The 13,176-nt window shown below is 64.2% G+C and carries 10 protein-coding genes; 6 read left to right on the top strand and 4 right to left on the bottom strand.

The window, feature by feature from the left end; translation table 11 throughout:
• Positions 1-52 precede the first annotated feature (52 nt).
• Genes ACLI1P_RS04655 through ACLI1P_RS04645 form a run of 3 tightly spaced genes read left to right on the top strand, consistent with a single transcriptional unit; the run spans position 53 to position 3,525 of the window.
• Positions 53-1,252: an NAD-dependent epimerase/dehydratase family protein gene (locus ACLI1P_RS04655; RefSeq protein WP_408930309.1), complete on the top strand. Its 1,200-nt coding sequence runs from the start codon at positions 53-55 to the stop codon at positions 1,250-1,252.
• An 8-nt stretch (positions 1,253-1,260) separates the two neighbouring features.
• On the top strand, positions 1,261-2,406 hold the full coding sequence (locus ACLI1P_RS04650; RefSeq protein ID WP_408930308.1) for a glycosyltransferase family 4 protein: 1,146 nt from the start codon (positions 1,261-1,263) through the stop codon (positions 2,404-2,406).
• Between the two features lie 30 nt (positions 2,407-2,436).
• On the top strand, positions 2,437-3,525 hold the full coding sequence (locus ACLI1P_RS04645) for a DUF6882 domain-containing protein (protein WP_408930307.1): 1,089 nt from the start codon (positions 2,437-2,439) through the stop codon (positions 3,523-3,525).
• Positions 3,526-3,534: 9 nt separating this feature from the next.
• Here ACLI1P_RS04645 and ACLI1P_RS04640 read toward each other — a convergent pair whose 3' ends face one another.
• The gene (locus ACLI1P_RS04640) at positions 3,535-4,569 is read right to left on the bottom strand and encodes a 3-hydroxyisobutyryl-CoA hydrolase (protein WP_408930306.1); all 1,035 of its coding nucleotides are present in this window, start codon (positions 4,567-4,569) and stop codon (positions 3,535-3,537) included.
• 60 nt (positions 4,570-4,629) lie between these two features.
• On the opposite strand from ACLI1P_RS04640, the gene ACLI1P_RS04635 reads away from it, so the two are divergent.
• Positions 4,630-5,436: an HAD family hydrolase gene (locus tag ACLI1P_RS04635; RefSeq protein ID WP_408930305.1), complete on the top strand. Its 807-nt coding sequence runs from the start codon at positions 4,630-4,632 to the stop codon at positions 5,434-5,436.
• Positions 5,437-5,579: 143 nt separating this feature from the next.
• Positions 5,580-9,083, top strand: a complete 3,504-nt coding sequence (locus ACLI1P_RS04630; RefSeq protein WP_408930304.1) for an acyltransferase family protein — start codon at positions 5,580-5,582, stop codon at positions 9,081-9,083.
• A 98-nt stretch (positions 9,084-9,181) separates the two neighbouring features.
• On the opposite strand, the gene ACLI1P_RS04625 is transcribed toward ACLI1P_RS04630, so the two are convergent.
• Together ACLI1P_RS04625 and ACLI1P_RS04620 are read right to left on the bottom strand one after the other, a co-directional pair.
• On the bottom strand, positions 9,182-9,505 hold the full coding sequence (locus ACLI1P_RS04625; RefSeq protein ID WP_408930303.1) for a putative quinol monooxygenase: 324 nt from the start codon (positions 9,503-9,505) through the stop codon (positions 9,182-9,184).
• Positions 9,506-9,606: 101 nt separating this feature from the next.
• Positions 9,607-10,167: a hypothetical protein gene (locus tag ACLI1P_RS04620; protein ID WP_296132018.1), complete on the bottom strand. Its 561-nt coding sequence runs from the start codon at positions 10,165-10,167 to the stop codon at positions 9,607-9,609.
• A 174-nt stretch (positions 10,168-10,341) separates the two neighbouring features.
• On the opposite strand from ACLI1P_RS04620, the gene ACLI1P_RS04615 reads away from it, so the two are divergent.
• Complete coding sequence (locus ACLI1P_RS04615; protein ID WP_408930302.1) at positions 10,342-11,256, top strand: AEC family transporter; 915 nt, start codon at positions 10,342-10,344, stop codon at positions 11,254-11,256.
• Here the strand turns inward: ACLI1P_RS04615 and ACLI1P_RS04610 are convergent.
• The gene (locus ACLI1P_RS04610; protein WP_408930301.1) at positions 11,253-13,121 is read right to left on the bottom strand and encodes an ABC-F family ATP-binding cassette domain-containing protein; all 1,869 of its coding nucleotides are present in this window, start codon (positions 13,119-13,121) and stop codon (positions 11,253-11,255) included. The two genes, ACLI1P_RS04615 and ACLI1P_RS04610, sit on opposite strands and share 4 nt — an antisense overlap.
• Positions 13,122-13,176 lie beyond the last annotated feature (55 nt).

Raw genomic sequence — 13,176 nt, 5'->3', positions numbered from 1 at the left:
CAAGGCGCCGTAGGTAATGCCCCCCGACCAAGTGATGTGGAGAAAACAAACAGTGAAGGTAGCGATTTTCGGCGGCGACGGTTTCTGCGGCTGGCCCGCCTCCCTCTATCTCTCCGACCAAGGCCACGAGGTTACAATCGTGGACAACCTCTCCCGCCGCGCTATCGACACGGAGCTGGGTGCTGAGTCCCTCACCCCCATCGTGGGCATCGACGAACGCCTTGCCGCGTGGAATGAAGTGACCGGCAAGACCATTAGTTTCCGCAACATCGACGTAGCGCAGGACTACGATGCCCTGCTGGATTTCTTGTCCACCGAGCGCCCTGACGCCGTTGTGCACTTCGCCGAACAGCGCGCCGCGCCGTACTCCATGAAGTCCTCTCGCACCAAGCGCTACACGGTGGATAACAACATCAACGCCACCCACAACCTGCTCGCCGCCATCGTGGAGTCCGACCAGGACATTCACGTTGCGCACCTGGGCACCATGGGCGTCTACGGCTACGGCACCGCCGGCATGAAGATCCCGGAGGGCTACCTGGACGTCCAGGTGGATACCGGGGATAACGGCGTGGTGGAGCAACAAATCCTCTACCCCTCCAACCCGGGGTCGGTCTACCACATGACGAAGGTGCTGGACCAGCACCTGTTTGCCTACTACGCCAAGAACGACGAGCTGCGCATCACCGACCTGCACCAGGGCATTATCTGGGGCACCCACACCGAGCAGACCGCGCGCGACGAGCGCCTCATCAACCGTTTCGACTACGATGGCGATTACGGCACGGTGCTCAACCGCTTCCTCATCCAGGCAGGTATTGGCTACCCCCTCACCGTCCACGGCACCGGCGGCCAGACCCGCGCGTTTATCCACATCCGGGACATGGTGCGCTGCATCGAGCTAGCACTCAACAACCCGCCGGAGCGCGGCGACCGAGTCAAGATCATCAACCAGATGACGGAAACCCACCGCGTGCGCGATCTGGCCGAGCTGGTGTCCAAGATCTCTGGCGCGGAGGTGGCCTACGTGCCGAATCCGCGCAAGGAGTCCGCGGAAAACGAGCTTTTCGTATCCAATGACACGTTCCTGTCCTTGGGGCTTGAGCCCACTACCTTGTCGGAAGGCTTGCTCCATGAGGTCGAAGAAGTTGCCCGCAAGTACGCCGACCGCGCGGACCGCTCCAAGATTCCAGCACAGTCCCTGTGGACCAAGCAGCAGCATGCGGGCCTGCCCGGCGCGGCGGAGGCTTAAGTCCCTCCATGCGCATCGCCATTGTTACTGAGGTCTTCCTCCCCAAAATCGACGGTGTGGTCACGCGCCTCACGCGCACGCTGGACCAACTCGCTGCCCTCGGGCATGAGGTCCGCATCTTCGCCACGGGCCAGGCTCCGGCCACCTACGCCGGATTCGAGGTCACCCGCATTCCGAGCCTATCTCTGTGGGTGTACCCGGAAATCAAGTTCGGTCTCCCCTCCTGGACTTTCTTTAAGGAGATCCGGGACTTCGATCCGGACGTCATCCATGCGGTGAACCCGATCTGGACCGCTGCCCTGGGCGTCTTCGCCGCGCAGCGCGATGCCGTTCCCCTGGTAGCGAGCTTCCACACCAACGTTCCGGAGTACGTGGACGCACTCGGCATTGGGTGGACCCGCCCGCTGACGGAAGCCGCGTTGAAGTACCTGCACAACCAGGCTGCGGTGAACCTGTGCACGTCGGGCCCCATGGTGGACAAGGCGCGTGCGGTGGGAATCCGCAACGTGAAGCTGTGGCCCAAGGCGGTGGACACGCAGGCCTACCAGCCTTCCCGTGCCACCGCGGCCATGCGTGAGCGGCTCACTGGCGGCAATCCCGAGGCACCGCTGCTCACCTATGTCGGCCGCGTGTCCAAGGAAAAGGACTTGGAGCGTCTCAATCACGTCATGCAGCTAGTACGCGCCGAGCATAGCGACGCCCGCCTGGCCATTGTCGGCGACGGCCCCTCCCTGGAGGAGCTCAGGAACTCCTTCGACCCCGCCTACACGGTCTTTACTGGCTACCTGTCGGGCGAGGAACTAGCCGCGGCCTTCGCCGTCGGCGACGTGTTCCTTTTCCCTTCCGCCACGGAGACGCTAGGCCTGGTGGCCCTGGAGTCGTTTGCATCCGGTGTGCCGGTCATCGGCACCAATGCCGGCGGCATCCCCTTTGTCATCGAGGAGGGAGTGACCGGGCACCTCATCGCAGACGAGGCTGACGATTCCGCCTGGGCGAACGCCGCGCTGGGCCTTCTGCGCGATCCATCCCGGCGAAAGGCGATGGGAGATGCGGCTCGACGCGAAGCGGAGAAGTACTCCTGGGTAGAATCCACCCAAGCCCTCCTTGCCGCCTACGAGGAGGCGATTGAGCACCCGTTCCGCCGAGACCACTAAGGACCGCTAAGACTAGTCATGGATACCGCGATGAGCACCTATTCGGACTGCGCATTCATCCAAGCCGGGGTGGATCTGGCCTTCTCAGACCGCCTTGGCCGGGTCACCAGCGTGGAGGTCAACTTCGACGGCCCCAGTGACCCCTCCGTGCTGGACCAGGCTGCCACGGTCCGGATTACTTCGGATCGCGGCGTGAGCGACTTTCAGGGCCTGCGCCTCGCCGTTCTCAAGGACGGCGAGTTCCACTGGGCAACTGCCCTGAAAGACTCCTCCCAAAATTCCCCGCAGCCGGACTCCGACCTCGTGCGGGGCCTGGCGCGCCGCCTGGTGGACAATCGCCCCGCTGTCCTGGTGGCGCAGGGCGAACACGAGGCACTCGTGGCAGTGGACGTCCTCGACATCTACCCGGATCCGCGCCCCAGCATCCTGGCCGGCTTGGAAAAGCACAGCGGCATGGTCGATGAGCGGCGCGCGGTGGCGGGGCTGGCAAACTACCTGGGCATTCCTGCCGCGCAGCGGGATTCGCTGGCGCTTTTCGACGGCTCCCATATCGCCGATCTGCCGGGCGGGCTGTCTGCCCGCGACGTGTTGGCTGACGCGCACTTCCTCGCCGCCGAGCACAACTTCTTCCTTGAGGCGCGCTTCCCGCAGCTCACCGCGGACCTCGATCCCGGTTCGGCCCGCACCGTGGTGACCACGGCGCATGGTTCGGTGACGGTCATGTCCCATCTCATCGCCACGCTCAGCGGCGACACGTTTACCTGGGCCTGGGCCGACCGTGCTTTCTCCGCCAGCCCCGCGGCAGCGGCCGCGGCCAACCTGCGCCGCTTTGGCTATGACCACGCCGTGCCGGAACTACTGCGCCCACGCGTTCCTATTGCCGTCGCCCGCCGCAGCCGCCTGCCGCAGCTGGCCATGCCCATCACCAACCTGTGGACGCTCATTCCGGTGCGCCTGCCGGATTCGCGCCAGGGGCTCGCGCTGTCCGACGCCCCAGCGTTCCGCCTTCCCGCGCCCACCCCTGCGGCCACGCAAGGAACGCTCGAGGTACCGGTGCCGCCGGGCGTGGACGAACAGCGCGCTCGCGCCGCCTACCAGCGCCTGCGCAATCAGTTCTAGGCGTTCAACCTAAGCCTTCAGGACAGCCCGAAACTCCTCCGGGTCAACCTCCGCGGTAGTACCGGGGGCAAACTGCGCGTCGTGGGTCTTGTCCACGAGGACTGCGCGCACGCCCTCGGCAAAGTCGGGGCGGCGGTACATGTGCATGCCGAGCTTGAGTTCGAGCAGCAGCGCCTCGCGGATGTCCTCCAGCTGCGCCTCTGCCTCGAAGAGTGCGTTGGCCGCCACCACCGACGCCGGGCACGCTCTTTCCATCAGCCGGCGGACCTCACCGCCAATCTGCGGGCGCTTATCCAGCTCCGCGGAAATCTCCTCCCAAGTGGGCAGCGCAAAGGTCTCCTCTAGGTCGTGGGCGACCTGCGCCAGCGGCGCGGGCTCGGCGGGCGCGGGGAGGGCAAGCTCCGCTACTGCGGAATCGATACCATGGGCAAGTGTGGCGTCGATAAACGCCCCGGCGTCCTTGACCACGTGTGTAGCCACGCCGGTCCACAGCATGTCCGCGGCGTACATCCGGTAGCCGGTCAACCCCCAGAACTTGGCCAAGCCTGGGGAGGCCACCCCGCGGGTGCCCACCATGCGCTGGGCGGCAAATGCCACGCCGACGTCCGTGACGTAGCCAATGTTCATCTCCGGCATGGCGGCAAACGCACGCTCGGTGACCACACGGTGCGAGCCGTGCAGCGAGATGCCCAATCCGCCGCCCATAGCCACACCATCGATGACCGCGATGAAGGGCTTAGGAAACTCCGCGATATCGCCGTTGGTGAGGTACTCCGTGGCAAAGAATTCATCGACGGCCTCGAGCTGACCAGACTCGATCCCCTCGCGCGCGTGGCGAACGTCCCCGCCCGCGCAGAATGCCTTCGGGCTAGCGGAATGGATCAGCACCTGTTCGATAGCCGGATCCTCGCGCCATGATTCAAGGGCGCGACGGATGATGTTGATCATCTCCGGGTTCAGGGAATTAAGCGCCTGCGGGCGGTTGAGCTCGAGTACTCCGGTATGGTTACGTACGGAAACGAGTACTGGGTCAGTCGTAGTCATACGCACCAGTGTTCCACATCACAAAGCTTCCGGCTACCTCATATTTCTGTTCAGGACGGTGTGTTTTTGCTCCCTCAGCTCGTAGCCCTCGACATGGATGGCACGCTTCTTAACGCCCACGGCCAGCTGCCCGCTGACTTCCCCGAGCTTTCCGCCCTCGCCGCCCAGCGCGGCTGCGAGCTCGTGCCGGCCTCGGGCCGCCAGCTGGCCACATTGCAGGACATGTTCCCCAACGGGGGCACATTTATTGCAGAAAACGGCAGCGTCGTGGTCCACGCTGGAAATCTCATTGCCACCTCCCCCATTGATGAGGACACGGTGGCCGCCGCTCGCGCCGCCGCGGCTGACATCGCGGAGCCACACACCACCGTGCTGTGCACCCCGGAGACCGCCTTTGTGGCCGAGGACGCTGACGCCACCGCGCGCGCAGAGATTGCCAAGTACTACAAGGCCGTCACGTGGGTCCCTTCCTTGGACGTGGTCCCCAACACGGGAATCATCAAGATCGCCATTTTCTGTGCGGCCGGCACGGAAGCACACATCTATGGCCCTATCTCGCGGGCGGTGCCGAACGACAACGTGGCAATTTCCGGCAAGGTGTGGCTCGACGTCATGGCGCGTGATGTGGACAAGGGCGCAGCACTCACGCAGTTGGCGGAGCTTATCGACGTCCCCATTTCCCGCACCGTGGCCTTTGGTGACTATCTCAATGACCTGCAGATGCTTCGCGCTGCCGGCACCGCCGTGGCGATGGAGAATGCTCACCCGCAGCTGAAGGAAGTAGCGGACATCATCGCCCCCGCAAATACAGACAACGGCGTCAGCGTTGTTCTGCGCCGTCTACTGGGCGAGTCCGACGTCAACTAATACTTATATTTCTAACACGCAGACCTAGCACGTTCGCGTCCCTCACTGGGCTGGGGAGTAGTATTACCGAAGTTCAGTGCCCGGGATGCTCGTTTGTGGAGTGAGTTGTGAAGAACCTCTTGAAGTCGATATTGCCTCGCCCTTTGAGGCGCACGAAGCCGACGACAAAACACCCCACGCAACCGGCGACATCCGCGACGCGCCCGGCCCCCTCGCCAAAGCCGGCCACCCCTGCCCCGGCAGCCGCCAAGACCGCGGCGGCTACCCCGGCGAAGACCGCTGCGAAGAACCCAGCACAACCTGCTGCTAAAGCGTCGACGCCGACTAAGGGCGCTACACCCTCTACACAAAAGCCCGCCGCACAGAAGCCGGCGGCGAAGAAGCCCTCTGCGAAGCCAGCCGCCACAAAGAGCGGCAAGGCTGCACCGCACCCATCCCGCAAGCCTGCGGCACCGAAGCCGCACCGCGACCGCGACAATTCTCTGGAGTTCGTTCCCGGCGCCCTGCCCAAGGCTTCAGCCGTGAAGAAAGCCAAGCTAGCCAAGACTCGCGACGATTCCACGACGCCCAAGCCCGGCGGCACTCCTGCATCCCGACGCAAGCCACGCCGCGACGCTTCCGCAGTTCGTACTCCCCGCCCCTCCACCACCCCGGCACGATCGCAGAAGTCCAAGGCCGCACAGCCGGCACAGAAGCAGACCCCCAAGCAGCCGCGGTCGCAGACGCAGCCCAAGCAAGCTGCTCAGAAGCAGACCCCGGCGAAGCCAGCTGCTCAGCAAAAGCAGCAGAAGCCTCAGCGCCCCCAGGCCACGACGCCCGCGAAGCCGGCACAAGCACAACGACCAGAGCCGAAGAAGCCGGCACCCAAGCAGCCACAGCCACAAGCGCAGCCCAAGCAAGCTGCTCAAAAGCAGACCCCGGCAAAGCCAACTGCTCAGCAAAAACAGCAGAAGGCCCAGCGCCTCCAGGCCACAACACCCGCGAAGCCGGCACAGAAGCCGGCTCCCAAACAGCCACAGTCGCAGCCGCAGCCCAAGCAAGCCGCCCCGAAGCAGACCCCGGCAAAGCCAGCTGCCCCGCAGAAGCAGCAGAAGCCTCAGCGCCCACAGCCGAAGCCGTCAACTGCGGCGGCGAGTGCTGCCGGGGTGGCGTCGGCAAGCGCGGCTTCTGCAGCTGCCGCGCAACGTGCTTCACAGCGCCCCGAGCCAAAGAAGTCGGCCCCCAAGCAGGAGCCGACCACGAAGCCAGCGACACAGCAGCCGGCTGCACAGCGTCCTGCGCCCGCACAGAAGCAGAAGCAGCCTCAGCGCCCCGCACCGCACAAGCCTGCGTCCGAAAAGCCTTCTGCACCCCGCCAGGATTCTGCGCCGAAGACCGCTCAGCAGTCGGTCAAGCAGCCGCCGCAGCAGCGCCAAGCGCCACAGCAGCGACAAGCTCCGCAGCAGCCGCAGTCGGGACACAAGCCCACGGCACAGTCGGCGCAGGCGGCACCGGCAACGCCATCAGCACAGAAGCCGCACTCTGACCAAGAGATCGCTCAGGCGCTCGCGCGACGCTCCCAGTCCGTGGGAACGCCGTCCTCCAAGCAGCTCAAGGCCTCCAAGCCCACGCGGGAACAGCGCCACCCTGCGCGCCAGCAACCGACAGAGCCTAAAGCTGCACCGCAGGCATTCGCTCCAGCCCCGGCAGCCAAGCCCGCAGCGGTACCTGCTGCCCCACCGGAAGCGCACCACCACACTGACGTTCTGGCTGTGCCGAAGGAGTCCGCGGCGGTAAAGCGAGAGCGCCGCGCACGCTTGCGTCAGGTCCCAGGACTGGACGGTCTGCGTGGTCTCGCCGTTCTGGCCGTGGTGATCTATCACTTCTTTGGTGATCTCCTCCCCGGCGGCTACTTGGGCGTGGACATGTTCTTCGTCCTCTCCGGATTCCTCATTACGTCCCTGCTTGTTCGTGAATTCAACGTCTCGGGACGCATCAGCCTCAAGGACTTCTGGATCAGGCGTTTCCGCCGCATCCTTCCCGCTGCGCTCGTGGTGCTCATTGTGTGTACGGCCATTGTGTCTGCCATTGGCGGCGATCTCGCCGTGGGCATTCGCGAGCAGTTCCTGGGCACCTTCTTCTTTGTCAACAACTGGACGCAAATTGCCACCAGCCAGACGTACTTCGCCCCCAATGAGGTACAGGTTTTCGCTCACTACTGGTCCCTGGCCGTGGAAGAGCAGTTCTACCTGATCTGGCCACTGTTGGCCTATGGTGCCTTTGTGATTTCGCGGCGCCAGCCCAAGCGCCTGCCTAGTGCACTAGCGATCTTCTTGGCTGTGGCTTCTGCCGTCGCTATGGCGCTGCTCTTCGTGCCGGGTGAGGACCCCACGCGCGTGTACTACGGCACCGATACCCACGCCTTCGGATTGCTCATCGGCGCGCTCCTGTCCTTCCTGTTGACCTCCCCGGCCAACGACCCGCGGGCGGATTCCTGGCCCACACGCAGCAAGGGTCGTCTCGCTGGAACGGTGGGCGCCCTGGCGCTGATTGCCTACGTTGTGCAGCTGTTCATGATGGGTGCAGACCTCGACTTCACCTACCGCGGTGGCTTGGTCCTCACCAGTGTTCTGGGCGCGGCCATGATCTGGGGAACCGTGCGTGAGGCCGGCCCGCTGAAGTGGATTTTCAGCACCCGGGTGATGCGGTGGCTGGGCCAGCGCTCCTTCTCCCTGTACCTCTGGCACTGGCCGGTCGTGATGATTCTGCGGGAGCTGTTTGACGCACCCGGGTGGGTCCTCGGACTCATTGCACTCGCCCTCTCCTTCGTGCTGGCGGAAATCTCCTACCAATTCGTGGAGAACCCTTTCCGCCGCGGCGGCTACCTCAAGACGTGGCGCGGGTTCTGGGCGGCACGCCCGACGCTGCACGAGCTCAAGGAAGGCTTTGGCAAAACCATGTGGCCGCTGGTGCCGGTGCTCGTCATCCTGTCCTTGGTGGGAGTTGGCTACGGCCTAGTGACGTCGAACGATAAGACGGAGCTGGAGCAGGAGCTGGAGCGCATGGCGCAGTCGAATCAGCAGGCTGCCGAGTCCGCTGCCCCGGCGCCGTCCACGACGCAGCCGCCGACCACGGAGGCAGCGCCGAAGCGCGCGATGCCGACCGGCGCCGAGATGAACGCCGTGGGTGACTCGGTCATGCTCGCGGCCTCTGAGGGACTGAATGAGAGGTTCCCGGGCATCGTCATCGACGCGGCTATCTCCCGCCACTACACCGCCGTCATCCCGATTCTGCAGGCTCTCAAGGACTCCGGCCAGCTGCGCTCCACGGTGCTCATTGGTTTGGGCACTAACGGCGCGTCCCTGGACAACCAGATGAACGAAATGCTCGACATCATCGGCCCCGACCGTACCGTCATCATGGCGCTGCCCAACGGCGACCGCGAGTGGATGGTTCCGGCACGCCAGGAAATCATCGACACTGCCCGCGAGCACGACAACGTCTATGTGGCCGACTGGTGCGGCATTGCTCAGGAGCACCCCGAGATGGTCTACGACGACGGCATTCACCCGATGCCCGAGGGTGCGGGTCTCTACGCGGACGCCTTCGAGGATGCGCTCGAGCAGTACGTCAACGACGACAAGAACCTCACCTCCCGCTGCGGCTAAGGCAGAGGAACGAAACCTGGAAATGACAGAAGGGGCGCCGCACACTGTGTGCGGCGCCCCTTCGTGTAGGCGTCTAGCCGGTGTGGTGACCGCCGGAATTACTCAACGGAGAACTCAGCCATCTTGTCCCACTCGGTCTTGCCGTCGATGTGGGTGTTGATGATGTTCGGGGTCTCCACGAGGTACTTCGGCAGCTCCTCGCAGGAACGCTTGAAGTGGTCGGTATTGACATGGTCGACATCCTTGCCGTCAGCGTAGGACTCCAGCAGGAAGTAGCGCTGGGGATCCTCCGGATCACGGAACCACTTGAAGTCAATGCAGCCCGGCTCAGCAGCACACGCGGAGGTGTACCAATCGATTTCATCGAGGAAGGTCTCAGCGTATTCGGGCTTGACGTGGAACTGTACGTTGATCAAAATCATGCCGCCCACTGTAGCGCGTCTGTAGAAAACGCGCTGCGCCCCGGCTCAAGCACAGGAAATGCGTGGTCTGGGGCGCGACAGGCAGGTTGTAGCGTGGCTATCTACTTGTTGAAGAAGTACTCCGCCACGTAGACGTAGGTGCCGTCGAAGGACTGGGCAACGCCGAAGCCGGTGCCGTCAGACTTCGTCACCGGCACATCGCGGTTGAGCCAGTTAACGCGGTCCTGAGCCTCAGACACGGTGAGCTTGTAAATGTTGCCGGTGCCTTCTTCGAGGTGGGTCAGGCCATCGCCCGCGTTGCCCTCAAAAGTCACCTGGCCGGCAGCGGCCTGGTTAGCCCACTCCTGCGCAATGTTCTTGGCATTAGCGTCATCGTGGTGGCCCTGCTTGATCAGGTGATCGTGGGTGGCGGTGACCAACTCACCGGCAACGGCCGGGGTCGGCTTCTTGATGAAGTCCGGCAGCTGCACGTTGTACTGCTGCGCCAGATCGTAGGCCTGCGCCGGCAGCTCGATCTGCAGCGAGTTGATCTGCTGGGTTGCCTGGGAGGACAGCTGATTGAGGTCCTGGGCCTGAGCCTGGGCCGCGGTGGCGCCGCTGAGCGCGACGGCTGCGGCTACAGCGGAAGTAGTGAGACGGGAAACACGACGGAATGCATTCATGACCTCTACCGTGCCACACCTGCGCCGCAGCTGGGAAGCGGTCTCACTGTCTGCCCGGGAATTCGATATGGCATTGTTATTCTCCGGAGTTGTTTTGCCCTCTTCGGGGCTGTTTTACTCGTTGACTCGCTGTACTCGCTGCCGCAACTCCCTACTTCGAAAGGAAAGTCACTCGTGCTGGACGTGTTAACAGGCTTTGCCATCATCTTCGTGGTCATCGGGGTGGGCTTCGTGCTGGCGCACCGCGGCGTGATTGGCCAAGGAGAAGCGCGACTCCAGTTCAACCGGGTGGCGTTCTGGGCGGCGACGCCGGCGCTGATCTTTTCCAGCGTGGCGAAGTCAGATACCTCCGCCTTCGCCTCGCCCGTGGTGGCGGTTATCGCGATCGCATCGGTGGCCACCATGTGCCTCTACGCGCTCTTGAGCCTGCTGTTCTTCCGGCGCAGCGGCGCGGAGACCATGGCTGGTGCTGCGGCCTCTAGCTACTACAACTCCGTGAACATCGGCCTTCCCATTGCCACCTATGTCATCGGTGATGCCACCTTTGTCGTCCCTGCGCTGGTGCTGCAGATGGCGGTGCTCTCCCCTTTCATCATTGCTGGCCTCAACGCCCAGGGAACGAGCCTGCGTTCAGTTACACAGTCAGTGGTATCAGGCATTACCGCCCCCGTCGTCGTTGCAGCCGTGCTGGGATTTATTGTCTCCGCCGCGGGCTGGCAGACGCCTGAGGTCATCATGGCTCCGCTGGAAATCCTCGGTGGCGCCTCCATTCCCATGATTCTCATGAGCTTTGGAGCGTCCCTCAAGGGCGAGGGCCTCCTCGCCCACGACCGTCTGCCTTCGCTGACCGCGACGGCACTCAAGCTCGTCGGCATGCCGGCCATCGCTCTCGCCGCTGGCTTGGCGCTGGGTCTGGGCGGCAACGAGCTGTACGCAGCGCTCATTCTGGCGGCGCTGCCCACCGCGCAGAACGTCTACAACTACGCCGCGACCTACCAGGTGGGAGAAACCGTGGCGCGCGATACGGTCTTCCTCACCACGTTTCTCTCCCTGCCTGCCATGCTGGGTATCGCCGCGCTTTTTGGCTAGCCTTCCAGCTTCTCCCCTAGCTCGAGCCATTCCATCTCGAGCTCTTCGCGCTCGCCGGCCACGGCCTTCACATCGGCATCGAGCTGGGCCAGTTCGGCGGAATCGCCCTCGCCGGAGGACATCTTCTCTGCGGCCTCAGCCATCTGCGCGTTGAGCTTCTCCGTCTGCGCGTCCAGCTTGGCCATCTTGCGCTCCAGGGAGTTCATTTTCTTGGTGATCTCGCGCTCCTCCTGAGAGCTCAGGCGCTTCGCGGGAGCCGTGCCGGCAGTGCCGGCAGTGTCGGTCGAGTCGGCGGCATCGGCCGAGTCCTCCCCTGCCGGAGACTTCTCTCCCAGGTCAATGGGACCGCGCCCGGCACCGGCCTCCATCTGCTGGCGGCGGCGCAGATACTCCTCAATGCCGCCGGGCAGGTTCGTCAACCTGCCATCTCCGAAGAGGGCGTAGGTGTTATCCGCAATACGCTCGATGAGGTAACGGTCGTGCGAGATGACCACCATGGTGCCCGGCCAGGAGTCCAAGAGAGACTCCAGTTCCTGGAGGGTATCGATGTCGAGGTCGTTCGTGGGCTCGTCGAGAAGCAGCACGTTCGGCTCGGCCATGAGCACGCGGGTGAGCTGCAGTCGGCGGCGCTCACCACCGGAGAGGTCGCCCACCGGGGTGCGCTGGCGCTTGGCGGAAAAGCCCAGGCGCTCCGCTAGCTGGGAGGCCGACAGTTCTTTCTTGCCCAGCTGGACGTACGTGGCGACGTCCTCCACGGCGTCGAGAAGCCGGCGCTGCGGATCCAAGTCATCGAGTTCCTGCCGCAGCCAGCCCAGGCGCACCGTCTTGCCCTCGATGCGCTTGCCGGCAGCCAGCGACACCTCACCGGCGAGCGCGCGCAGCAAAGTAGTCTTACCGGAGCCGTTGACGCCGACAAGACCAATGCGCTCGCCCGGCGCCAGCCGCCACGTGAGGTGGTCCACCAAGGTACGGCCGTCCGGCGTCGTCACCGTGGCGTCCTCCAGCTCGATCACCACGCGGCCTTGGCGCTGCTTGGAGAAGGCCATGAGCTCAACCTTGTCGCGCGGCGCGGGTACGTCGGCGATGATCGCCTCAGCGGCCTCGATGCGGTAGCGCGGCTTCGAGGTTCGCGCCGGCGCACCGCGGCGCAGCCAGGCCAGCTCCTTGCGCGCCAGGTTCTGGCGGCGTTGCTCCATGGCATCGGCCTGACGGGCACGCTCGGCACGGGCGAAGGTCCAGTCGTTGTAGCCGCCTTCGTAGGCATCCACCACGCCATCGTGCACCTCCCACGTCGTGGTGGCCACGGTGTCCAGGAACCAGCGGTCGTGCGTCACCACGACCACGGCTAGCTTGCGGTCCAGCAGGTGCTGGGCTAGCCACTGCACTCCCTCCACGTCGAGGTGGTTAGTGGGCTCATCCAGCACCACGATGTCTAAGTCCTGGACCAAGGCCGCAGCCAGGTTCACGCGGCGACGCTCACCGCCCGACAGCGAACCCACGGGAGTCTCCAGCCCGAGATCCACGATGCCGAGGCCGCCAAGGACGTCGCGGACCTTGGCGTTGGACGCCCACTCGAAGGTCTCTAAGCCCAGCGGCTCAATAATGACCTGGGAAATAGTAAGGGCAGGGTCCAGCTCGAAGCGCTGGGTCACCACCGCCATGCGCAAGTCCGAGTTGTGGGACACGCGCCCCTGATCCGGTGGCTCGATCCCCGTGAGGACCTCCAGCAGGGTGGTCTTACCGCCGCCGTTGACGCCGACGATGCCGATCCGGTCCCCCGTTTGAACGCCGAGGGAGACCCCGTTGAGAAGGGTCTTGAGGCCGAAGGACTTGGATACGTTTTCCAGGTTAATGAGGTTCGCCATAACGAGAGTCCATCTTAGTGCCTCGCGGCGCATGCCCCAGAACTAGATCAGCGCT

Source organism: Corynebacterium tardum, from assembly GCF_046717785.1.
Taxonomy (GTDB): Bacteria; Actinomycetota; Actinomycetes; order Mycobacteriales; family Mycobacteriaceae; genus Corynebacterium.
The sequence above is the reverse complement of the archived record's forward strand: the minus strand, read 5'-3'. Positions and strand labels throughout refer to the sequence as shown.